This window comes from Proteus faecis, from assembly GCF_003144395.1.
Lineage (GTDB): Bacteria > Pseudomonadota > Gammaproteobacteria > Enterobacterales > Enterobacteriaceae > Proteus > Proteus faecis.
This window is the reverse complement of record NZ_PENZ01000032.1, coordinates 170277-194872: the sequence shown is the minus strand read 5'-3', so window position 1 is coordinate 194872 and position 24596 is coordinate 170277. Positions and strand designations below refer to the sequence as shown.

At 37.8% G+C, this 24596-nt stretch carries 21 protein-coding genes and 1 other RNA gene; 8 read left to right on the top strand and 14 right to left on the bottom strand.

Annotated elements, in window-relative coordinates:
• Positions 1–92: 92 nt before the first annotated feature.
• Positions 93–644, bottom strand: a complete 552-nt coding sequence (gene apt, locus DK858_RS09475) for an adenine phosphoribosyltransferase (protein WP_036911661.1) — start codon at positions 642–644, stop codon at positions 93–95.
• Between the two features lie 137 nt (positions 645–781).
• On the opposite strand from apt, the gene priC reads away from it, so the two are divergent.
• Positions 782–1324 carry a primosomal replication protein PriC gene (priC, locus tag DK858_RS09470; RefSeq protein WP_109397191.1) on the top strand — a complete coding sequence of 181 codons (543 nt, stop codon included), beginning with the start codon at positions 782–784 and terminating at the stop codon, positions 1322–1324.
• A gap of 11 nt (positions 1325–1335) precedes the next feature.
• Complete coding sequence (gene rsmS / locus DK858_RS09465) at positions 1336–1500, top strand: pleiotropic regulatory protein RsmS (RefSeq protein ID WP_109397190.1); 165 nt, start codon at positions 1336–1338, stop codon at positions 1498–1500.
• On the opposite strand, the gene mscK is transcribed toward rsmS, so the two are convergent.
• From mscK to acrR, 3 genes are all read right to left on the bottom strand, one after another.
• Positions 1501–4881, bottom strand: coding sequence for a mechanosensitive channel MscK (gene mscK, locus DK858_RS09460; RefSeq protein ID WP_228407277.1), 3381 nt, complete (start codon positions 4879–4881; stop codon positions 1501–1503). It abuts the gene before it with no gap.
• 168 nt (positions 4882–5049) lie between these two features.
• A complete protein-coding gene (locus DK858_RS09455) occupies positions 5050–5403 on the bottom strand; it encodes a DsrE/DsrF/TusD sulfur relay family protein (protein ID WP_023580846.1) in 354 nt (117 codons plus the stop codon).
• Positions 5404–5431: 28 nt separating this feature from the next.
• Positions 5432–6076 carry a multidrug efflux transporter transcriptional repressor AcrR gene (gene acrR / locus DK858_RS09450; RefSeq protein ID WP_109397188.1) on the bottom strand — a complete coding sequence of 215 codons (645 nt, stop codon included), beginning with the start codon at positions 6074–6076 and terminating at the stop codon, positions 5432–5434.
• 124 nt (positions 6077–6200) lie between these two features.
• Between acrR and DK858_RS09445 the strand changes: the two genes are divergently transcribed.
• The 4 genes from DK858_RS09445 to DK858_RS09430 all read left to right on the top strand — a co-directional run bounded on the left by DK858_RS09445 (position 6201) and on the right by DK858_RS09430 (position 11804).
• Positions 6201–7394, top strand: a complete 1194-nt coding sequence (locus DK858_RS09445; protein ID WP_109397187.1) for an efflux RND transporter periplasmic adaptor subunit — start codon at positions 6201–6203, stop codon at positions 7392–7394.
• Positions 7395–7408: 14 nt separating this feature from the next.
• A complete protein-coding gene (locus DK858_RS09440) occupies positions 7409–10558 on the top strand; it encodes an efflux RND transporter permease subunit (protein ID WP_109397186.1) in 3150 nt (1049 codons plus the stop codon).
• 634 nt (positions 10559–11192) lie between these two features.
• Entirely contained in the window at positions 11193–11555 is a 363-nt protein-coding gene (gene tomB / locus DK858_RS09435; RefSeq protein WP_109397185.1) for an Hha toxicity modulator TomB, read from the top strand.
• Between the two features lie 45 nt (positions 11556–11600).
• A complete protein-coding gene (locus DK858_RS09430) occupies positions 11601–11804 on the top strand; it encodes an HHA domain-containing protein (RefSeq protein ID WP_006535062.1) in 204 nt (67 codons plus the stop codon).
• 406 nt (positions 11805–12210) lie between these two features.
• Here the strand turns inward: DK858_RS09430 and ffs are convergent.
• An RNA gene (gene ffs / locus DK858_RS09425) (signal recognition particle sRNA small type) lies at positions 12211–12307 on the bottom strand.
• A gap of 309 nt (positions 12308–12616) precedes the next feature.
• Between ffs and tesB the strand changes: the two genes are divergently transcribed.
• Positions 12617–13492 carry an acyl-CoA thioesterase II gene (gene tesB, locus DK858_RS09420; RefSeq protein WP_109397184.1) on the top strand — a complete coding sequence of 292 codons (876 nt, stop codon included), beginning with the start codon at positions 12617–12619 and terminating at the stop codon, positions 13490–13492.
• A gap of 42 nt (positions 13493–13534) precedes the next feature.
• On the opposite strand, the gene amtB is transcribed toward tesB, so the two are convergent.
• The 5 genes from amtB to DK858_RS09395 form a co-directional block, all read right to left on the bottom strand.
• Positions 13535–14827, bottom strand: coding sequence for an ammonium transporter AmtB (gene amtB / locus DK858_RS09415; protein WP_109397183.1), 1293 nt, complete (start codon positions 14825–14827; stop codon positions 13535–13537).
• 12 nt (positions 14828–14839) lie between these two features.
• Complete coding sequence (glnK, locus tag DK858_RS09410; RefSeq protein WP_109397182.1) at positions 14840–15178, bottom strand: P-II family nitrogen regulator; 339 nt, start codon at positions 15176–15178, stop codon at positions 14840–14842.
• 243 nt (positions 15179–15421) lie between these two features.
• Positions 15422–17209: a SmdB family multidrug efflux ABC transporter permease/ATP-binding protein gene (locus tag DK858_RS09405; protein ID WP_109397181.1), complete on the bottom strand. Its 1788-nt coding sequence runs from the start codon at positions 17207–17209 to the stop codon at positions 15422–15424.
• Positions 17196–18941, bottom strand: coding sequence for a SmdA family multidrug ABC transporter permease/ATP-binding protein (locus DK858_RS09400; protein WP_109397180.1), 1746 nt, complete (start codon positions 18939–18941; stop codon positions 17196–17198). The genes DK858_RS09405 and DK858_RS09400 overlap by 14 nt, the downstream gene beginning before the upstream one ends.
• A gap of 56 nt (positions 18942–18997) precedes the next feature.
• Positions 18998–19459 carry an Lrp/AsnC family transcriptional regulator gene (locus tag DK858_RS09395; RefSeq protein ID WP_036911686.1) on the bottom strand — a complete coding sequence of 154 codons (462 nt, stop codon included), beginning with the start codon at positions 19457–19459 and terminating at the stop codon, positions 18998–19000.
• Between the two features lie 158 nt (positions 19460–19617).
• Here DK858_RS09395 and queC point away from each other — a divergent pair, with 158 nt between their 5' ends.
• On the top strand, positions 19618–20316 hold the full coding sequence (queC, locus tag DK858_RS09390) for a 7-cyano-7-deazaguanine synthase QueC (protein ID WP_109397179.1): 699 nt from the start codon (positions 19618–19620) through the stop codon (positions 20314–20316).
• A gap of 160 nt (positions 20317–20476) precedes the next feature.
• Here queC and DK858_RS09385 read toward each other — a convergent pair whose 3' ends face one another.
• The 4 genes from DK858_RS09385 to hupB form a co-directional block, all read right to left on the bottom strand.
• Positions 20477–20881, bottom strand: coding sequence for an acyl-CoA thioesterase (locus DK858_RS09385; protein WP_109397178.1), 405 nt, complete (start codon positions 20879–20881; stop codon positions 20477–20479).
• Between the two features lie 248 nt (positions 20882–21129).
• A complete protein-coding gene (locus DK858_RS09380) occupies positions 21130–21501 on the bottom strand; it encodes a ComEA family DNA-binding protein (protein ID WP_228407275.1) in 372 nt (123 codons plus the stop codon).
• 286 nt (positions 21502–21787) lie between these two features.
• Positions 21788–23665, bottom strand: a complete 1878-nt coding sequence (gene ppiD / locus DK858_RS09375; protein WP_109397177.1) for a peptidylprolyl isomerase — start codon at positions 23663–23665, stop codon at positions 21788–21790.
• 472 nt (positions 23666–24137) lie between these two features.
• Positions 24138–24413 carry a nucleoid-associated protein HU-beta gene (hupB, locus tag DK858_RS09370; RefSeq protein WP_036911695.1) on the bottom strand — a complete coding sequence of 92 codons (276 nt, stop codon included), beginning with the start codon at positions 24411–24413 and terminating at the stop codon, positions 24138–24140.
• Positions 24414–24596: the final 183 nt, after the last annotated feature.

The following is a 24596-nucleotide window of genomic DNA, read 5'->3' as shown; positions in this document are numbered from 1 at the left end:
ATTGATCTTTAAAGCCCTGCGGGCTTTTCGCCTTATATCCCCGCCCGCATTGGGCGAGGGTTTACGGCGTTTTTCGCTAAACAGTGAAGAAATTAATGTCCTGGAAAATCAACCAGTGTAAAGCTGTGAACACCTTGTTTTTCTAAGCGTTCGATACCGCCTAAATCAGGTAAGCAGATAATGAATGCGGCTTCTGTCACAGTCCCCCCTAAACGGCGGATAAGACGAGCAGTTGCTTCAATGGTGCCACCTGTTGCCAGTAAATCATCGACCATTAATACTTTGTCTTGATCCGTAATGCTATCTTTGTGGATCTCTAAAGTATCTGTGCCGTATTCCAGATCATAAGTTTCACTGAGCGTTTCGCGAGGCAATTTACCTTTTTTACGAACAGGAACAAAACCAACACCTAGGCGTAAAGCGACAGGAGCACCAAATAGGAAGCCACGCGCTTCGGTACCCACAACTTTAGTGATACCCTGACCTTGATAGTGTTCTACCAATAAATCAATGGTTGCCTGATATGCAGCAGGATTATCTAATAATGTAGTGATATCACGGAATAATATCCCTTCTTTTGGATAATCAGGAATGGTCTCAATACTGTCTTTAATAAATTGCAGTTGTTGCGCGTTAGCAGTCATAATCAGTGCCATAATAAAAAACGAAACGATAGAATCTATGCAATATGCCGTTAAAATGCAACAGAAAGCCAATTAACAACTCTTTTTTGTTGCTTTAAGTCAATTCATGTTTTTATCAAAACAGGGACAAGAACCAGATGAACAAACCCGATCCTTTAAGCTTGTTTAAAAAACAGATAGACAATCTAGCCGAAACAGTGGCGCCTATTGCAAACAAAAAAATTGCAGCACCTTGCTTCGACACAGCACTATTCCACCGCCGAAGTGATTCCCTTGGTGGCTATATGCAACAGATCCGCGATAATTTTACCCAGTTAATCGCTTGTGTTGAGGCACAACGAGGCCAGCAGGTTAAATTTCTGGCCACACAAATCCTACAACAAATTGAAGCATTAACTCGTGAATTATCAACACAAACACTAAGAAAGCAAGAAAACCAGCTTACTCAACGAAAAAAAAGTGTCGATTTATACCAAAAACTTGCCCAACATCAGGATTATGAACGTCGATTACACGCCATGATCCAAGATAGAGAGCTTTCATTAATACAAACACAGAATTTTATAAATCAACAAGCGTTACAAAAAGAAATTGCCGCGCTTGAAAATCGCCTTGCACGTTGCAAAAATGCCCTGTTCTCTATCGAAAAGAGCATTGAAAAACAAGAAGATAAATTTTAAAGGAAGTGAACATGAGTTTAAAAGAAGCACCTGAGTCTGTTCAATTGGCCGTCGAACTTATCTATTTACTGGAAAGTCACCATATTGATCCTAAAACAGCACTAGAAGCACTTGAGATTGTGCGCCAAGATTATGAAAAAAAATTAGCAGCACAATCTACTCATTCATCCCTTTAATTAAGCAAAAGGCGTATTAGCCTCAGGTGTTGAGCCATCAAGAGGACGTTTTACCTCTTGTACTTCATCACCTTGTTTATTATGCAAATAGACATCAAGTTGGTTAAACGCAATATTGATATTATTTTCATTACATAGCTTATCAATAGCACGGTTAACTTCATCTATTGCAATATTTCTATCGCCTAATGTTCTAACATAAAAACGCAAATCATGGTTCAGAGTACTTGCCCCAAATTCAGTAAATAGCACCACTGGCTCTGGTTCTGTCATCACTCTGACATTATCTTTAGCCGCCTTCATTAAGATCGCTTTGACCTTATCGAGATCAGAGCCATAAGCAACACCTACTTGAATAATAATACGTGTCACCGTATCAGAGAGTGTCCAGTTAATAAGCCGTTCGGTTACAAATGCTTTATTTGGAATAATCACTTCTTTGCGATCAAAGTCAGTCACTGTCGTTGCCCTAATTCGAATTCGGCTAACCGTACCGGAATAAGTACCAATAGTCACCGTATCACCGATTCTGACAGGTCTTTCGAACAAAATAATTAAGCCAGACACAAAGTTTGCAAATATCTCTTGTAAACCAAACCCTAAACCAACTGTTAAAGCCGCCGCTAACCATTGCAGTTTTTCCCATGCTACACCTAATATTCCCAGTGATACGATGGTTCCAATAGCAATAATAATGTAGGTCAAAATGGTTGTGATCGCGTAAGAAGCACCTTGTTGCAGTTTTATACGAGATAAAATTAATACCTCTAACAATCCCGGTAAATTTCGAGTCATAAACCAAGAAATGGCCATAATAGAAACAGACAATAATAGATCTGCAACAGTAACTGCCTTAACAACATTACCGAGTTCTGTCGGTAATGTGTAATTCCAGAGCGTTATGCCATCCAAATAGGTAAAAACAGTAATAAAATCAGACCAAATTCCATAGAAACTAGAAGCAAAGATGATAAATAAGATCATCGTTGTCAGCCTTAATGATTGCTGATTAATTTGCTCCATATCCATTGGTGGCTCTTGAATAGGTTCAAGACTGTTATCTTCACCTTCTTTTTTCTCTTTTAACATAGCTTGCCTACGTTCAAGCGCTCGACGATATGCAAGCCTTCTCGCCGCAACGGTTAATCCGCGCAAACTAGCGTGGTAAGCAATAAACCACAACATCAGCAGATATAAACTATCAATCCAACGATTTGCCAAGCGTAACGCCGTATAGTAATAACCAAAAATCACTAAACCCATTAAAATTAAAGGTGAAAACGTTAATAAAGTAATCACAACGGTTCTAATAACATGGTTACCTTTTTCTTGCCACATTTCACGGCAAAATGGCAGTGTGAAAAAACTAATACCAAATAATGAAATAATCGCAACTAACTGCCCAATCACATCGCCCACCAGCAACAATGGATTATTAATGCCATAAGCAGAAAGTAAAATAATCGGCAACATAGGAAAAGAAAGCCGTAATAAACGCTTACGGTTTTGTTGGACTCGCTCTACGGGAATTTTAAAATGTTTTACCGCAACACCATTGTCAGACATTAAGCGATAAGACCATTCGAACATCAGCCAAAATACCGCAAATTGCCAAGCGAAGGACCAGATAAACTCTTGTTGTACATTAAAGCTATTTATTAGCCAATATCCTATCGCTAAGACAAAACAAGACAGAGGTAAGGTTTTAAGAAAAACAATTCCCAGTGCAAGCGGTGTATGTAACTGAGAATCTTTATTGAGTTTATTTATATCTCCGTTGAGTTTTTCAAACTGAATATCAAGTTTCTTACGTTGCCAAATCAGTATTGAACCGAACAAAATTAACGCAATAAGAACAGGAAGTGATTTCTTAGCCCCGATCAGCAGATTTTCATTTGACCAATAGAGTTTAAAACCTTGAAACTCTGCAATAGCCTGAGAAGGGAATGCTGAAAACCAATTAAGATTAATTGGCTTATTACTGCTTACCCAGAAAATTTGCTGAGCCAATGTGTTTTCGAGTGAACTGACCACACTGCGTAATTGTTGTTGATCCATTTGTAGGTTAATCGAACCTGAGATTTGATTACCTAATTGGTTGTTGAGCTTATCAAGTAATTCACGTCTAGCATCAACGAGTAATTCTAATGCGCTACGTAACTCTTTTTGTGCATGAGGATCAGAGGCTTCAGGATGAGCGACTTGGTATTCATGCATCAACTGATCAATATAAACACTGGGCTGTATTATTTGATCGCGTTGTTTATTTATTTCAAATTGCTCTAAACGTAAGTCCGCAATTTTATCGGGTAAGTTATTAATAAAAATACCATCCGGTAAATCAACTTGCTCTTCAAATAAGATACGAGAAAGCAATAAGCTTCCTTTGAGGACATCAATTTGTTCTTTTAAATTTCGCTCAGATTGAATTGCTCGATCTAAACGATTCTTGACCATTAGGCTATGGCGATTTAACTCATTATTATTTTGCGTTGTAACAATCAACTTATCACTAAGATGTTTATTGATTTCTGTTTGCTCTAAATAAAAAGGATTATTATTAATTTCCTGATTTTCAAGTCCTGTACTTTGCGCTTCTTTCGCCGTTTCTTCTGAACTGTCTAAACGCTTATTACTAATCTCTTCTTGGATGAGTTGAGCATGTTCTTGGGAAAGGTCGATATAAGCAGAACTATAATCACGTTGGAGTTGTAATAGGCTTTGTAGTTGCACATTAAATTGTAAGGTGCGTTTTTGATAATTGTTTTGTTGTTGAAGATAATATTGTTCTACTTGCAATAATTGTACTGCTGAAGGCCGCATTTGTGCTTTATCTGCACTACTTTTATTCAACAAGATTCTTATTTGTTGCAGTCTTTCTGAGTTATTAAATAAAACAGACTGTGCTCTTTCTGGTTGTGTTTGTAACACAATAAGTTCATTGCTGTAATTGGCTAAATCGTCTTGCGCTTTTTGTAATGATTGTAAGACAGTCTCTAATTGTGACTCTAATGTTGCTAACGGTAATGCTTCTAGTGACTTTTGATAGTCTCCTGCTTCTTTATTAGCGACTTTCTGTTTTAACTGATTAAGTTGATATTGCGCATTACGCAGTTTTTCTGGTAATTGCTCGACGGTTTTATCATAACTTGCTAATTTTTTTTCTAGCTGTTGAATATTATCAAGTAATAAAAGAGATTGTTCCAAGTCAGCAATCGTTAATTTATCTTCTGCACTTAGCTCGCTACGTTTGTTTAATAAATTAAGCTGGTTTTGAATACTTTCTTGAGTGGGTAAATTACTGGGTACTGCTGCTAAAACTGAGGTGATGGAGAAACTCAAAAAAACAAACATAATAATCGTGGCGAAAAGAGTCGTCATTATTCGATTATTGAACTGAGAAAAAAAAGTTTGATTACGCATGGTTAAGCAACTTGTTCAATTAATATTGAAAAACTGTTTATTATTATAATCCAATTGCTTTAAATTGGCAGTGTAAACAGCACAAGTTGCTTGGCCTGTTTCTCGCCTGAGAAAACGAAATGATGATCAGAAAGTCAGGATTTTATCAGCATCCAGTGTCCACTGAGCTAAATCCACTAACGTACCTAATTCTGCACCATCAACAAGAGGTAAATCACTGATACCACGAGTATCTGTACAGGTTTTGCATAGTTTAACAGGCACATTTTGTGCTGTTAAAATTTCCAGCATTTGCTGTAAGTTATAACCTTCTTTAGGTTGTTGACGCGCCAAAGCCCCTGTCACTGCGTCTGACATTAAAAAAATATTTAACTCAGTTTCTGGATGCTGTTCTTTCAAAGTTATAGATAAACGCAGTGCGTTAAATAATGATTCATTGCCGTAAGCCGCACCATTAGCAATTACTAATACCTTACTCATAAACCTCTTCCTCAAGTTTAATAATAAATTAAGATGACGCTGATATTCTCATATTCGCGCTGTGCTTTATCATATCAATAAAGCTATCAACCAAATATTGACTTTCATCTTTGATAGAGAAACTTTCTGGTGAAAATAACCAATTTTCGGCAAGACCCGTCATCATTGCTCTTAACATAATGGCGGCTCTTCTTAAATTAAGGTTGGCAGGAAGCTGTTTTTTTTCAACACAACGAAATAAAGATTGTTCTATTCTAGAGTGATCCGCTGCACACAATTCTCTGCGAATTTCAACAATTGGCGTCATTTCACCGACAAATTCGCATTTATGGAAATATATTTCTAAAAGTGAATTATGTTTAGGATCTTCGACAATGGATGTCAATATGTAAATAAGCAATTCTCTTAATACAAATAGTGGATCATCTGGATATTTTGTTTGATACTCTAATTCTAAAGATTCTATTTTTAAGTCGGTGAGTTCGCACGCTTCAGTAAATAAATCCACTTTATTTTTAAAGTGCCAATATATTGCGCCTCGGGTAACACCCGCCGCGGATGCAATATCTGAAAGTGATGTGGCAGAAACGCCTTGCACAGTAAACAGCCTAAGTGCAGCATCAATAATCTGCTGTTTTGTTTCTTGTGCCTGCCGTTTAGTTTTTCGTGCCATTAATCCTCGATTTTGACTGAAGTTAATTTACATACATTCATGTATGTTTGTACTATACATCGCAATCAATCATCAACTTAATTATTTTTATCCCGGGAAACAACGTTTGAATAGAGGTTTTCTTATGCGAAAAAACAGAGGGGTTTTGCCTCTGGCTCTGTTAGTGCTATCAGGCAGCTTGGTTCTTGCTGGATGTGACGACAAAGCTAAACAGTCTGCTGGAGGTCCACCTCCTGCACCGGCTGTGGGTGTTGTGACTTTAGGAGCAGAAGCTCTGACAATCACCACTGATTTACCAGGTCGTACATCAGCTTTCCGTATTGCTGAAGTTCGCCCTCAAGTTGGCGGCATTATTTTAAAGCGCAATTATACTGAAGGTAGCTATGTAGAAGCGGGTACATCTTTGTATCAAATCGACCCAGCTATTTTTGAAGCAACTTTAAATAGTGCAAAAGCTGAATTAGCAAAAGCGAAAGCGAATGCTGAAATAGCGCGCCTCACTGTAGAGCGTTATAAGCCTCTGCTAGGTACAAACTACGTCAGTAAACAAGATTTTGATACAGCTACGTCTCAATACGCACAAGCGGTTGCTGCCGTTAAAGCGGGTGAAGCAGCTGTAACGACTGCAAAAATTAATCTTGAATACACAAAAGTAACAGCACCTATTTCAGGCCGTTCAGGTAAATCTACTGTGACTGAAGGCGCGCTTGTCGCTCCAGGTCAACAAGTGGCACTGACAACTGTTCAGCAAATTGATCCGATTTACGTCAACGTGACACAATCTAGCGAAGACTACCTAAAACTCAAAAACGAAATTGAAAGTGGTGTTATTCGTCAAGAGCAAGGCAAACCTGTTGTTCATTTAACACTGACTAATGGGCAAGCTTACGCACAGAAAGGCCATTTAGAATTTTCTGATGTGACTGTTGATGAAACAACAGGCTCAATTACTATGCGTGCTATCGTACCTAACCCAAATGGGGAGCTATTACCAGGTATGTTTGTTCGCACTAAGTTAGAAAATGGTATTCGTCAAAATGCAGTTTTAATTCCACAGCAAGCCGTTATTCGTACAGCTCGTGGTGATGCAACAACAATGATTGTTAATAAAGACAATGTTGTTGAAGTTCGTACCATAGAAGTATCACAAGCTGTTGGTAATAAATGGCTCGTTAATAGTGGTGTTCAGGCTGGTGAGCGCGTTATCGTTTCTGGGTTGCAAAAAGCAAAACCTAAGATGACAGTAACGCCTCAAGAAGAGAATTTAGATGCGAAGCCATCACCTGAACAAACTGAGCCAGCTAAGAATCCTCAATAAGGAGTCGGTGATCCATGCCTAAGTTTTTTATAGATAGACCGATATTTGCGTGGGTAATTGCGATAATTACCATGCTCGCAGGTCTTCTGGCACTCATCAAACTGCCTGTTGCCCAGTATCCAACGATTGCACCGCCAGCAATTTCTATCTCTGCGGTATATCCTGGTGCTGACGCCACCACTGTGCAGAACACTGTAACCCAAGTTATCGAACAGAATATGAATGGTATCGATAACATGGTGTATATGTCTGCGACCAGTGACTCAGCGGGTATGATGAATATCACTCTGACCTTTGAAGCAGGTACTGATCCTGATATTGCGCAAGTACAGGTGCAGAATAAACTGCAACTTGCTATGCCGTTATTACCTCAGGAAGTGCAACAACAAGGGATTAGTGTTGATAAATCCTCAAGTTCATTCTTGATGGTTGCAGGATTCATCTCAAGTGACGGCTCAATGTCACAAGATGATATTGCAGACTATGTGGGTGCAACGATTAAAGACCCATTAAGCCGTGTTACCGGTGTGGGTGAAACCCAGTTATTTGGTACTCAATACGCCATGCGTATTTGGTTAGATCCCGATAAACTGGTGAAATATAACATGACCACACTTGATGTTATTGGTGCAATCAGAGCACAGAATAACCAAGTGGCAGCAGGACAATTGGGGGGTACACCTCCTGTTCCAGGTCAGCGTTTAAACGTATCAATTATTGCTCAAACTCGACTCAATACCGCAGAACAATTTGGCGATATCCTGATGAAGGTTAATACCGACGGTTCACAGGTTAAGCTAAAAGATCTCGGTGTCGTTGAAATGGGAGCAGAAAGCTACAGTACTATTGCTCGCTTTAATGGCTTACCTGCTTCTGGTATCGGTATTAAATTAGCAACAGGTGCTAACGCACTAGATACAGCAACCGCGGTACGTGCTGCATTAGCTGAAATGGAACCGTTCTTCCCTGCGGGATTAGAGGTCGTTTATCCTTACGATACAACGCCATTCGTTAAGATCTCTATTTTCGAAGTGGTAAAAACGCTTATTGAAGCAATCATGTTGGTATTCGTAGTTATGTATCTGTTCTTACAGAACTTCCGTGCGACGTTAATTCCAACAATTGCAGTGCCTGTTGTATTGCTAGGTACCTTCGCCATACTCTCGGCGTTCGGTTATTCGATAAATACCTTGACGATGTTCGCGATGGTACTTGCTATCGGGCTTCTGGTAGATGATGCCATCGTTGTAGTAGAAAACGTCGAACGTGTAATGCAAGAAGAAGGGTTATCACCGAAAGAAGCAACTCGTAAATCCATGGGACAAATCCAAGGTGCATTGGTCGGTATCGCCCTAGTGCTTTCTGCGGTATTTATTCCAATGGCATTCTTTGGTGGTTCAACTGGTGCAATTTATCGCCAGTTCTCTATCACCATTGTATCAGCAATGGTTCTATCTGTTTTCGTTGCATTGATTTTAACACCTGCACTTTGTGCAACGATGTTAAAACCTGTACCGAAAGGCAGTCATGGTGTGCAAACTGGTTTCTTTGGTTGGTTTAACCGTACCTTTGAAAAGAGTAGTCATCACTATACTGACAGTGTATCCCGTACACTTCGTGGTACAGGACGTTACTTATTAATTTACGTTTTATTAGTGGCAGGTATGGCGTTAATGTTTATTCGCTTACCCGCATCGTTCTTACCTGAAGAGGACCAAGGTGTATTACTGACAATGGTTCAGTTACCTGCTGGTTCAACACAAGAACAAACACAAGACGTACTAGAAAGAGTAAACGACTACTTCAATACTGATGAGAAAGAGCTCGTTAAATCTGTCTTTACCGTAAGTGGCTTCGGCTTCGGTGGTCAAGGACAAAATATGGGTCTGGTCTTCGTTGTATTGAATGATTGGGATGAACGTAAAGCAGAGGAAGACAAAGTTCCGGCTATTGTAGCGCGTGCCAACATGGCATTATCCCAAATTAAAGAAGCCTTTGTTTACTCATTTAACATTCCAGCAATTGTTGAATTAGGCTCTGCGGGTGGTTTCGAATTCGAGTTAGTGGATAAAGCTAACCTCGGTCACGATAAACTCATGGAAGCTCGAAATCAATTACTCGGAATGGCAGCGCAACAACCTCAAATGTTAATGGGCGTGCGTCCTAACGGTCAGGAAGATACTTCACAGTATCGTCTCTATATCGACCTAGAAAAAGCACAAGCTCAAGGTGTTGCAATTACGGATATCTATTCAACATTAGGTACGATGTTTGGTGGTAGCTATGTAAACGACTTTATCGACCGTGGTCGTGTTAAGAAAGTTTACGTTCAAGCTGAATCACAATTCCGTATGTTGCCACAAGATATTGGTAATCTTTATGTTCGTAACAATGTCGGTCAGATGGTTCCATTCTCATCGTTCATTGATACAAGTAAAGATCCTTGGTTATACGGCTCTCCTCGTTTAGAGCGTTATAACGGTTTACCAGCAGTTCAAATTCAAGGTAGTGCAACACCGGGTCAAAGTAGTGGTGATGCAATGCTCATGATGGAAGATCTCGCAAGTAAACTACCAAGCGGTATCGGTTATGAGTGGACAGGAATGTCATATCAAGAACGTTTATCTGGTAACCAAGCGCCTGCGCTGTATACCATTTCCTTGATAGTTGTATTCCTTTGCCTTGCTGCTCTTTATGAAAGCTGGTCAGTACCATTCTCTGTAATGTTAGTCGTTCCACTTGGTGTTATTGGTGCTCTTGCATTAACATCACTAAGAGGCCTTGAAAACGACGTTTACTTTAAGGTTGGGCTCTTAACAACCATTGGGTTATCGGCGAAAAACGCAATCTTGATTGTTGAATTCGCCAAAGACTTGATGGAAAAAGAAGGTAAAGGACTCATAGAAGCAACGTTAGACTCTGTTAGAATGCGTCTACGTCCAATTCTAATGACTTCACTGGCCTTTATGTTAGGGGTTATTCCTCTGGTATTAAGTAACGGTGCAGGTTCTGGTGCTCAGAACTCAGTAGGTACAGGTGTATTCGGTGGTATGATTGCCGCGACTTCTCTTGCTATCTACTTCGTTCCTATTTTCTTCGTCGTGATCCGTAGACGGTTTGCGAAGAAAAATGAAGATTTAGAACACCCAAATCATTCACACTAATTTGAGTGATAATGCCAAAAAGGTCGCGAAAGCGACCTTTTTCTTTATCTATGGATATATTGTTTAAAATGAAAAATTGTTTCATTATATTATTTTGAGGTAATATCTCTTTAATCAATAAATTCATTTTATTTTTTTTCTTATATGTGACTTTTTGTCAAAATGAGATAGTTCTGTTATTTATAAATAACAACGATATTTATACCTCATTTACACGCCTAAGCATTTAAAATATAATAAAAACCAATATAATCATCATGTTAAAACAAATACTCTTTAATTGGGATTTTTTGATTTTTACGAAAATAGACAAATTTCTGTCGTTCAGATAGTGACTTATGCAATAATAGTGCTATATTAAGCAAAGAAATACTTATTGTGTAAGTTTTAAACTCATTCGTGTGTGATTCCGTATGCAATTTAGTATTGTCTTTCGATATGCTATTACTTTGTTAGAAATAATAAATATAATTATTAAACCCTTTTAGCATACGAGTAAATATAAACACCCATTTTCAGTTTATGTTTTTTATTAATCCATTAATGAATTATGTGATGTATCTCATTAATAAGCTCAACTTTAAGTATTTATCTTTATTAATGAATATTTCTATTAATTCAATTGCGATATGTTATGGACGAATATTCACCAGAAAAAGTAGATTTAGCCGAATTGTCGTTTTTGTGCGAAGAGCTATTACAGCAAGCTTTAGACTCATTAGATAAAGGCAGCACGGTTTGGTACAACGATCTAAGTAGCACAAAAAGCGTTGACCTTAATGTCCTAATTGAACACATTATGGACTTTAGTTGGAAATTTAAGATTAAGTACCCAGATAAACATGTAATTAATACGCTTATAGAAGAGTACCTTGAAGAGACTTATCGTTTATTTGGTAATACATCAATTTCTTACTCAGATATCAATAATTGGAAAGAGTTAAACCAGTCACTTTTAACTCTCATTGCCAAAAACCCAAAAAGTTATATTAAGTAATTTTAATTATCTTTAGTTTTATTTTAATAATAGAGAAAAGACAACATGACTAAGACAGACTATCTAATGCGTTTAAGAAAATGTACTTCAATCGAAACATTAGAACGTGTAATTGAAAAAAACAAATATGAACTCTCTGATGATGAACTGGAACTGTTTTATTCAGCAGCAGACCACCGTTTAGCTGAACTCACAATGAATAAGCTATATGATAAAATCCCAGCATCTGTTTGGAAATTTGTAAGATAATCTAGTTCTATTTAATTGCCTTAGTTTTATTTTTGCTATTTTATTTTTTATAGTAGTAGGGTTATTAGTTCTTAATTTAGATATCGTTTTATTCACGTTTTCTTATCAGTAGAATAATTACACACCATCATGCCGTTAACTTATTACGGCATGACTGCATTTCTTTACCCAAATATTCCTGCCATTTATAAACATTACCGTAAATCTTCCAATAATAAAATGATACATAGAGCATACCGTTTTCTATTCAATAATATTGACTCTCAAATCCAAAGAGAATAGCACTCAAAAAACACATATAGAGAGTAAAAATTATAAGGAAAAATAAACCTAAGAAGATAAAAGTGATAAGAGATTCGAAATGCTGAGAAATTAAAAGTTATGAAGGGCTAAAAATTGGGTGGGGCCTTGCCAGCGACATCCCGGCACACGCGACACCTGCCATGGCTGCTTCCTTCCGGACCTGACCGAGTTAACAAGTTAGCGTTGCGGGAGAACCAACAAGACCCCATAGATTGTCTTATTGCTAAGACGTTACGCATTATGTTTTAAACTGATCCAAATAGCAAGGAAAGCGAGCCTAAGTGATTATTAATTACCCAAACCCGCACTCATTGATTATTCAATTGACTCCAAATCTTTTTTACCTGCCATAAATTTATCAAAAAGCACTCAAACAATAATCTCATCAACTCTGTTCATTTATGATTAGATTGCGACAAGATAAAAAGGGAGATTATTTTTTTATATTCTTAGGATTGTATATAATCAACTTTATAAAAAATAACCAGATCTAAAGATACAGGTACACTATGAGTCAAGCATTGAAAGATCTCATCAATTTGATGGCACTTGAAAAAATAGAAGAAGGTCTATTTAGAGGCCAAAGCGAAGATTTAGGATTACCGCAAGTTTTTGGTGGGCAAGTTGTAGGACAAGCACTATATGCAGCAAAACAGACAATAGCTGATAACCGCTATATCAACTCATTTCATAGCTACTTTTTACGTCCTGGTGATAGCCATAAGCCTATCGTTTATGATGTGGAATTTATTCGTGATGGTGGATCATTTAGTACTCGTAGAGTCAGTGCTATTCAGCATGGTAAACCTATTTTTTATATGACCGTTTCTTTTCAAGAATTTGAAGAAGGTTTTGAACATCAAGATGCAATGCCTGATGTTCCTTTTCCAAATGCGCTTATCTCACAAGATGAGATCTTAAAGAACTTAGCGCCTAAATTACCCGAACCGATTAAATCGTTAGCACTTAGAGAAACACCGTTTGAAGCACGCCCTGTGCAATATTTTAGCCCTTTTGGCTACGCTAAAGCACCTGCTGAACGCTATGTTTGGTATCGTAGTCGTGGTGAAATACCAGCCGATCCTTTCTTGCATCAATATTTACTCGGTTATGTTTCTGATTTTGACTTTTTACCAACCGCTCTCCAACCTTATGGTTTAGGTTTTATGGATACAAGTCTGCAGGTCGCCACGATTGACCATTCTATGTGGTTTCATCGCCCATTCCGTGTGGATGATTGGTTACTTTATGTGATTGAAAGCCCTTCGGCATCAGGTGGTAGAGGATTTGTTAGAGGTAAATTCTATAATACAAACGGTCAACTAGTAGCATCTTCTGTTCAAGAAGGGGTTATTCGTCAAAAACGCGCTAAACATTCAAAATAATACCTTGGTATATTCCCCCCTCAAACGAGGGGGAATAGACAATTATTGTTGATAAGCTCTTTCACCATGAGTGGTTAGATCTAACCCATCATGCTCTTCCTCTTCTGAAACTCGCAAGCCCACTAGCTTATCTGCAATTTTAAAACCGATATAAGCCACAACACCTGACCAAATCACCGTGATCACGACACTCATTAATTGAATTAAAACTTGTTTACTGAGTGTCATACCATCGCTATATCCCACGCCCCCTAAAAATGAAGCCGTAAATACCCCTGTTAATAAACAACCGGCAATACCACAAGTACCGTGAATACCGAAAACATCACAAACATCATCTGCCTTTAACCAGCGCTTTAGAACAACGACGCCCCAAAGCCCAATGATCCCTCCTATTACACCGATAAATAAAGCACCCATCACTCCAACCGTGCCAGCCGCAGGTGTAATCGCAACTAATCCTGCAATACAACCAGAACAACTACCTAACATAGAAGGTTTGCCTCTAGTGATCCATTCTGATGCCGTCCAAGAAAGTACAGCGCCTGCCGTTGCAATTACTGTATTTAGAAATGCTAAAGCCGCAATTGCATTTGCACTACCCGCAGAGCCTGCATTAAAACCAAACCAACCAATATAGAGCACCGCGGTACCGGTAAAGACCATTGGTAAATTATGAGGTTTAAGCGCTGTGTGCTGGCTATCACGTCGTTTACCAAGTAAGTAAGCACCAACAAGAGCCGCAATAGCCGCATTAATATGAACAACGGTTCCCCCTGCAAAATCTAATGCCCCATCATCGATTAACCAACCACCTTCTCCCCATACCATATGTGCAATAGGGATATAAGAAAATGTGAACCAAATAATCGTAAAAATGAGCAGTGCAGAAAAGCGAACACGCTCTCCTAATGCCCCAATAATTAATGCAACAGTGATAACAGCAAAAGATCCTTGAAAAGCAATATGCACATACTGATTAATTGAACCAGAAAGTGAATCTAGTGATACGTTATTCAAAAAAGTAAGTGACCACCCACCCCAAATTTTATTACCCGCGGTAAATGCCAAACTATAGCCAAAGGTAACCCAAAGAATAACGACAACACTGAAGATCATCATCACTTGTGTAATCAAAGAAAGTACATTTTTCCCTCTCAATAACCCACCATAAAATAGAGCAATACCAGGCATCGTCATAAAAAAGACTAAAGCTGTACATATCAACATAAAACTATTATCCGCTTTATCAACAACCCCTGTTTCAGTCGCAAATGCAGATGAAGAAAAGTGTGTAAGCACTAACATTAATAGTAAAGAAAGTAAGCGTCTCATCGAATATCTCCTTTAAAGTGCTTCATCACCAGACTCGCCGGTACGAATACGGACTGCCTGTAATAATTCAAAAACAAAAATTTTTCCATCACCGACTTTCCCTGTATCAGTCGCTTGCATAATCACTTGCATAACTGGCTCTAGTTGCTCATCACAAATAGCAAGTTCTATTTTTACTTTGGGGAGAAAATTAACTTCGTATTCAGCCCCTCGATACAACTCCGCATGTCCTTTTTGTCGCCCATATCCCTTTACTTCACTGATTGTCATTCCCTTTATACCTAACTCAGAGAGCAACTCTCGTACTTCTTCTAATTTAAATGGCTTAATAATGGCGATGATATATTTCATATAAACCTCGTCGATATTTGAAAGAACAAACCCTACATAGAAAAGCAAAAGGCATGCCATTATTTAATTAATTGATATTTAAGAAAAAATAAACTTTTAAAATAATTTAAATGAAAAGAATCACCGAGTTGGTGCAAAAATACGATAGCTATTTTGATAAAAGCGAGATAATTGGGAAATCAAAAAGGGCACATACATTAAGATGATGTGCCCTCTAAAATTATATTTTTTTATTTAAGGTTATTATTCTACTTCAAGAGGAGTTTGTTCTTGTAAAGATTCTCTGACCTGCTGTAATTGATACATATTATAGTATCGCCCTTTTTGCGAGAGTAACTTAGCATGATCCCCCTGCTCAACAATTGCACCACGATGAAGCACCACAATTTCATTGGCTTCAATAATAGTGGAAAGTCGGTGAGCAATAACAATCAGTGTTGTTTTTTCCCTAACTACTTTTAACGCCTTCTGTATAGCTTGTTCTGTCCCTGAGTCAATATTTGCTGTTGCCTCGTCCAAAATAAGAATACGAGGAGGTATTAATAATACACGCGCCAATGCAAGCAACTGTTTTTGACCAGAGGATAAGCGACTACCTTGTTCACCAAGTTCTGTTTGCAACCCTTCAGGTAAAGCTTTAGCCCATTGATCAAGTTGAACTGTTTCTAATACATGCCATAAATGTGACTCCTCACATTCACGCCCTAACGTAATGTTGTCATACAGTGAACCCGATAATAAAACGGGATCTTGCTGCACCATCGCAATACCACTGCGCAATGCAGCATGAGAATACGCTTCTAATGGTTGCCTATCTAAAGAAATACTGCCTTTTTGCCAAGGATAATTACCCATTAATAAACTGGCTAAAGTACTCTTGCCACTTCCTGTGTGCCCAACGAATGCGACAAAATGGCGAGCAGGAATAGTTAAATTGATATCTTTTAATATCCATTGCTCATCACGATACGCAAACCAAAGAGAGCTAACATCGATATTACCTTGAGTGATAGAATGTGTTGATGAGCCGTAGTGCTGTAAAGGTGCATCCATCAGTTCAAAAACGCGCTCACCAGAGACAACCGCCTGTTGTAGAATCGATTGCTGTGATGTCAATGTGATCAAGGGTTCATTTAATCGACCTAAATAACTGATAAATGCATAGATAACCCCAACACCAATAACTGCACTCCCCTGATACCCAAACAATATTAATAAACCGCACAGAACCAACGCAGAGAGCATACTTAATAAAGGACGTAATAACAGACCATCAAGTTTTAACGCTTTCATACGTGCTTGATAATGTTGCCAGCTGTCATCTGACATTCTTTCACCAAAACGAGCTTGTTGCCTAAATTGCTGAATAACTGACATACCATTAATCACTTCGTGGAAACCATCATTAATATTGGCAAGAAAATGACGCACATTACGTACAATAGGCGTGCTCAGTCGCTGATAAAGCATCATTACACCGATAACCGCAGGGAAGATTGTCATCGCAATTAATGCCATTTGCCAGTCTAATAAAAACATAGCTACTAACATTACAACCACTAAAGCAATCGCTCGGAATAATGTCGGCAACACATTCACGAACAAATCTTTAATCGTTTCGGTATCATTTGTTACACGAGAGATTAACTGCCCCACAGGCTGATTATCAAAAGCACTTAATGGCTGTTTTAGTGCCGCACTCATTACATCTGTACGTAATTGTTGTACAACCCCAACGGCAGCATGATTGAACACAATGGCTTGATAATAGTGAAGTGTGGCAGCAATCACTTGCAAAAGAATAAAAGCTAACGCTAGACCTAATGATGACATTAATTCCACATTATTCGTGGCCACTTTTGCATCAATAAAATAGCCTACAATTAATGGGCCTCCCACTTCTGCAACGGCAGCTACCCACAACATAATGACACCCCATGTCATAGGTTTGCGATAGGTTTTACCATAAGTCAAAAGACGCTTTAATGCAGGCAATAGCGCTTTAACGGATTTATTTTTATTCATCGTCATCCAGCGCGGCCTCTAATTGCTGATAATGGTACATATCTTGATACCAACCCGGTATTGAAATTAACTGCTGATGTGTACCTTGCTCTATAACCTCACCTTGTTTTAAAACTAAAATATTTGTCGCTCCAACCAATGAAGATAAACGATGAGCACTGATAATTAATGTTCTATCTTTTCGCCATTGCGACAAGTTTTGCAAGATTTGATATTCGGTTTGTCCATCAACAGCAGATAGTGCATCATCTAATAATAAAATTTCAGCATCCAATAATAGTGCTCGAGCAATAGAAATACGCTGTTTTTGTCCACCGGATAACATCACACCTTTTTCACCTACCTGTGTTTGATACCCTTCAGGTAAACGTAAAATATCTTCGTGAATATTTGCCAATTTCGCAACACACTCTATCTCTTCTTTTGTCGCATCAGGACGGCCTAAAGCAATATTTCCCGCAATGGTATCTGAAAATAGGAAGGGTGTTTGATTAACAACGGCCAATCGTGCCCGCCATTCATCAAGTTTCAATTGATAAATGGGTATAGATTGAAAACAAATTTCCCCTTCAGTCACATCGTAAAGTCGTTGAATGACGGTAAGTAATGTACTTTTTCCACTTCCCGTTATTCCACAAATCCCCAACATTTCACCCGGTGATAATGTGAAATGAATATTTTTCAGTGTTTCTGTTGACTGTTCAGGATATTGGAATCGTTTGATATCAACGGATAACACACCTCGACCTTGCTTTGGTGACAATTCGCCATCAACCATATCGATTTTTTCATTCAATAAACTATTAATTCGACTATAAGCAGCACTGCCTCGCTCAACAATATTGAACATCCATGCTAAAGCCAGCATTGGCCAGATCATTTGCCCCAAATACATCACAAAGCTGGTTAATTCACCCAATGTCATTTTGCCGTTAATAACAAAATAGCTACCGCCAGCAACTGCGAGTAAATTAGCAAACCCAATAGCCATAAAAATAGTAGGATCAAAGAGCGCATCAACTCTTGCAACACGCATATTTTGGCGTCCTGTTTCTTTTGCCACATCCTCAAAACGAGATGCATGCTGTTGCTCTAGCCCGAATGATTTGATCATACGAATACTACTCAAGCTTTCTTGAGCTTGATTATTAAGCGAAGAGAAAAGTGCTTGTGCGGTTTTAAAACGACTATGTAATTTATCGCCATATCGCTTAATCAAAATCGCCATGAGTGGCATCGGTAATAATGAAATCAGTGTTAGTTCCCAACTTAACTGAATACTCATCATGACGAGCACAGCAAGCCCCATAACCATAGAATCCACTAAGGTCAGTACACCTTCGCCCGCTGCAAAAACGACTTTATCTACATCATTGGTGGTACGTGCAATTAAATCGCCTGTACGATAGCGATGATAAAATGAGGAAGATTGTTGATTAAGTTGTTGATAAATTTGCATCCGCAGTTTTATTGCTAATTGATAAGATGCACCAAATAACCAAAGACGCCAAAAATAACGCAAAAGATAAACTGCGAGGGCAATTAATACCATCACACCAATCCAATTCATCACTTGGCTAAACGTCAGACTATGGTTATCAACACCATCAACAATAATCCCAACAATCTTTGGCGGGATCACCTGTAATACTGCGATAACCATCAATAAGAAAATGGCACCTAAATAGCGACGCCATTCACTGAGAAAATACCAACTGAGCTGTGAAAATAGAGCCACGCCTTAAATCCTAAGGTTATACAAAAAATAAAAGTGCCAGTTGGTAAAGATGAACCTTATTCAGGTATCGGCATTGCCGTTGTGTATTTAATTTTTTCCATTGCGAAGTTAGAAGTCACATCAATAAGACCCGGTACGCCATTTACCATACGCTTATAAAATAGGTCGTAACTTTTCATGTCAACTACTTCAACATGCATTAGATAATCACACTCACCCGCCATTCGATAGAATGTCAGTACTTCTGGCATTTGCTTAACAAATGAAACAAACTGTTCGTACCATTCGCTATTATGTTGCTGTGTTCTAATCATAACAATAACTGTTAGACCTAGCCCGATTTTTTCACTATCAAGCAGTGCAACGCGTTTACGAATATACCCTTCATCCTCTAGTCTTTTCAATCGTTTCCAGCAAGGCGTTGAGGTTAGGTTAACAGCCTCAGCCAAAGTATTCAGTGAGAGGCTTGAGTCTTCCTGTAACAGCGCTAATAGTTTACGGTCAATCTTATCTAACATAGATACTCCTTCAAAATATGCCCCTACAAAAAATAATGATAACCTGCCCCTTATTATAAGAGTAATCATCTAATGATAAATCGGTAACAAATTGCCATAATATCTGTACTTTTATGCGTACTAATCCTTATAAAAATTCAATATTCAGGAGTATTCTGATGAAAAAAACGGTCGTTGTCTTTAGTGGTGGACAAGATTCGACAACCTGCCTTATTCAAGCCTTGGAAAAGTACGATGAAGTACATTGCATTACGTTTAATTATGGGCAACGCCATAAAGAAGAAATTGAGGTAGCACAAAAAGTAAGTCAATTACTGGGGGCAGCTGCGCATAAAGTTTTAGATGTAAGTTTACTCAATGAACTCGCTATTAGTAGCCTAACTCGCGACAATATTCCTGTTCCTGATTTCAAAGAAAGTGAAGAAAGTGATATTCCTAGTACCTTTGTACCGGGTAGAAATATTCTTTTCCTTACTTTAGCAGCAATTTATGCTTATCAAATTGGAGCTGAGAGTGTCATAACAGGTGTTTGTGAAACAGATTTCTCGGGCTACCCTGATTGTCGTGATGAATTTGTAAAAGCACTGAATCATGCTGTCAACTTAGGTATTGCTCGTGATATTAAATTTATCACACCATTAATGTGGCTAGATAAAGCTGAAACGTGGGCGCTTGCTGATTACTATAAAAAGTTAGATTTCGTTCGTAATGAAACATTAACTTGTTATAACGGTATTCAAGGTGATGGCTGTGGTGAATGTGCGGCTTGTCATTTAAGACAACGCGGACTAAACACTTACTTAGCTGATAAAACACTTATTATGCAAACAATGAAACAGAAAGTGGGTCTTAAATAATTATCGTAATGACCTTACTTAATTATCTTACTTATTATCACTGCTACCCGCTATTCTACTCACTTATGCAGTGATAATTCATCAAACATTATCACTGCATTAAATCATCTTAGATTAGCCTAGGCATATTTAGTGATAAATTTTTAATACTCTCTATGTATTAGGATGATTGACGTACATATTCAAGCTTCTCTCTTAACTGTTCTGTTAATGTCAGCGCTTTTTTTGTATTGATATCAACAAGAACAAAAGTAATTAATGCATCAGAAATAAGTGCGCCATCTTTTTTTCTCACAATCTTTTGAGAAAGCACACCACTTTTAACCCCCACTTCAGCAATATTACAATCAATGAGTAACTCATCACCTAAATTTGCAGGTAAGCGGTAATTAATATTGATATTAGCAACCACTAATGCCAAACCATTGCGCTTAAACCAATCAAAATCTAAATGTTGTTCGATCCAATCCCATCGGGCTTGCTCTAAAAACTCAAGATAACGTGCATTATTCACATGTTCAAAAACATCTAAATGAAAGCCATAAACTTTAATTAATGTGCTCATATCAATTTATTACCTCTTGATTATTCTAATAAAGCTTTTATAGATTTTTTTGCGATACCTTAAATATAGCCAAGAAAATAAATTTAGTAATTGCCTGATATAGGTTTACTCATTTTCTTTCGACAGAAAAACACTAAGAAAACGTGTTTCTCTTATCAAAACAGAGATCAAAGAGAAACACGGAGTTTTTAATCAATATTCACGTTTCTTCTATTACTTATACTCAATACCGTATAAGAACAAATACCTTAATTAATAACAATAAAATCACGATTTTGATCAACTAACTTCATACCAATTCCAAAAACTTTTTCAAGTTCATCGATAGTGGTAAAGCGCCCTAACTGTTCGCGGTAATCAATAATCGCTTGCGCTTTCGCTTTTCCGATCCCTTTTAACCCCATTAATTCATCTACTGTTGCCGTGTTTAAATTAACTTTACCTTCTGTACTGGCTTTGTTTTCTTTAGTATCACGAGCAACAGATGAGTGAGTTTCAATAGAAACCGTTGGTGTTGAAGTGGGGGTTTCTTCTGCATAAGAGAGAGGAGAAAGACCTAATCCCAAAGCTAGGCAGATAGAGGCCATAAAACCTGACAACATTTTTTTATCCATTTTCATAATCATAATTTCCTTTTATTCAATAATTTTAAATTTAATCGCAAACAGAGGATTCTGAATGCAAGAAAAGAATGACAACATATTGATAAATAGGCAATTATCTAAAAACAAAACTACGAGAGAGTAGGAAAAATAAAAATGAATAAAAGCAGCATTACAAAAGATTTTAGAACTTGCTCTCAAGTATGAATTTTTCGAGAGACGAGGTTATTTAATTTAGCAAAGTGAATCGGCATAAAAAAACCCAGCTTTATGCTGGGTTTTCACTGTAATAATTAAAATTCGATTATTGATAATCTTTATCAAAAATTTCAATTTTAGCGTTATCTTTTAGGTCACGTAACATGAGTTGTAACGCTTCTTCGCCCATCTGAGCACGATAAAGGTTAGTCATAAACTCAAGTTGTTCAGATGTTGGTTTACCATCTGTTACGCTATCTAATTGAATAAGGACGACTTTAGTACCAGGTACATTAGTCATACCATACTCTTTTTTACCTTCAGCAGGTTTTGGCATAGAGAAAATAGCCGTTTGTACTGCATCTGTTGCAGATGAGTGAACAATGCTTTCTTCACTACCAAACGAAACATTAGCAGCTTTCAGTGCTTCTTCGCCTTTACCTTCTTTCAATGCTGCTAAAAGTTTTTGGGCTTCTGCATTCATTGCTTGTGATGCTTTTTGCTGTTTAACCAGCATAACAACCTGATCACGCACTTTGTCTAATGGTTGGCTTGCTGAAGGCTTATAACCTTCTACACGCACGATAAATGCACTGTCATTACCTAATGTCACCATGTCTGAATTCATGCCTGTTGGGCCATTTTCATCCACTAATGACCCCCCAAAAATTAACTGGGTGAGTTTTTCATTATTTAATGGTGCTGGAACCGTATTTTCATCAAACCAATCAGTATTAACTACTGTCACGTTACCTGCTTTAGCAGCAGGAGCTAATGTGTCGTTATCATTAGATGCAGCTTGGCTCACTTTTTGTTGTAATGCGAAGAAATCATCAATTGCTTTGTTTTCACGCATTTTTGCCAATAAATCTGTTTTCACATCATCAAATGGTTTTACAACAGAGGGTTTGACATCATCAAGGCGGAAAATTGCGTAGCCATTGCTGATTTTAACAGGTTCAGAAATTTGACCTTTTTCTGTCAAACTTGCATTAGCCAGCTCGGGTAACTCTTGTCCGATAGTTATCCAACCTAAAGAACCATTTTGTTTTTTAGAGAAACTATCAATAGATTTTTCTTTCACTAATGAAACAAAATCAGCGCCTTTTTTCAGCTCGTCTTCTGCTGCTTTAGCCGAAGCTTCATCAGCTAATACTAAGATGCTGTACTGTTTCTGTCCTGCAGCCGTGAACTCATCAATATGACCATCGTAGTAAGCCTTCGCTTCTTCATCAGTAATATTGATATTATTAAAATCTTTTTGAGCATTTAATTGGATATAGCTAACTTTAAATTGCTCTGGCGCGATGAACATTTGGTTATTTTGCTCATAGAACGCTTTCACTTCTTCATCAGATGCCGTTTCTTTTTCGAGGAATGGCTGAATGTCTAATGATGCTAAACGTACATTACGGCTTTGTAGCATTAATCCAGCAAACTCTTTAACTTCACTATCTAAGGCAAAATCGGTGCCTTGAATAGAAAATCTTAATTGCTGGTTAATTAGATTTTGACGAATACCTTCTGCGAAGGCATCCGCATCGATATTATTGCCTTTCAATAAATCGACATATTTCTTATTGTCAAATTTGCCGTCAGTTTGAAAGTAAGGAAGTGCAAAAATAGCATCTCTAATTTGCTGATCACCGGCTGAGATACCCAGCTTTTGTGCAAATTGATCAAGTAATGCTTGGTTGATTAATAAATCAAGCGCTTGTTGGCGAATGAGTTTCTGGCCTTCTTCTGAGGAAGCAAGAGCAGCAAAATTTTCACCCATATCTTGTTGTAATTGAGCACGACGTTGCTGGTAAGCTTGCTCTAATTGAGCACGGCTAATTTTATATCCGTTAACTTCAGCTGCATCATTAACGCCTGAACTAAAGAGATATCCGCCCACACCAGTTAGGACGAAGGAGAGGATAATCACAGCTAATAATATTTTTATAAATGGATTATTAGCAGTGGAACGAATGTTGTCCATCATAACGAGACGAGGCTCCGTTTGGTGAAATAAAAATTATTTTTATGGGTGTTACACGACTATTTTGAGCACAGCGAAAAGATAATATGCTCATGCTGGCTTAATATCAAAATGTCGCGACACGCGACAATCATTAAAAACAGCCAGTCCCGTATTAATGCACAGTCCTAACACGCACTTTCTATAACTAAGAGAAAACTAAACAGCATTATTTGATTCATTGATTAATGGCAGTTAACTCATCACTGAATCATTCATTGTTGTCTATTTCAGTTATAGAACAACGGGTCATTCTATCAAATGACCACTTCAGTTTCACGTTTTATCGCCAGAGAATACAAGGTTTAATCGTGATTTATAATCTAAAAAAGAAAAGCGCATCTCAAAAAGATGCGCTTCATTTTTTAATTGAGTTGTTTTCTGTTTACCCATAACGTTAAGCTAATAACAAATTGGCAGAAAATAAGTTCAACTATTATTGATTAACTGCGTCTTTTAAGCCTTTACCTGCACGAAATGCAGGAACTTTTGCAGCTTCAATTTGGATCTCTTTACCTGTTTGTGGGTTACGGCCTGTACGAGCAGCACGATCACGTACAGTGAAAGTACCGAAACCTACTAATGCTACATCATCACCTTTTTGTAAAGATTCAGTAATAGAAGCAACCAGAGCATCTACAACACGACCTGCTGCCGCTTTTGAGATATCTGCATTTGCAGCAATTTTGTCGATCAGTTGAGTTTTATTCACGCTTTCATCCCCATAATTTTATGCGTTATTTTTCACCATTAATGGCAAATTTTGCAAACGTCGTTATATCAAGCCTTTTTAGATATAGCAAGACCGATAAAACAGCATTTTTAATTAAAATCGCCATTAAATTAGCGACACAAAAAAAGGCTGGCAAGCTTTTATTACTTATCCAGCCTTTTT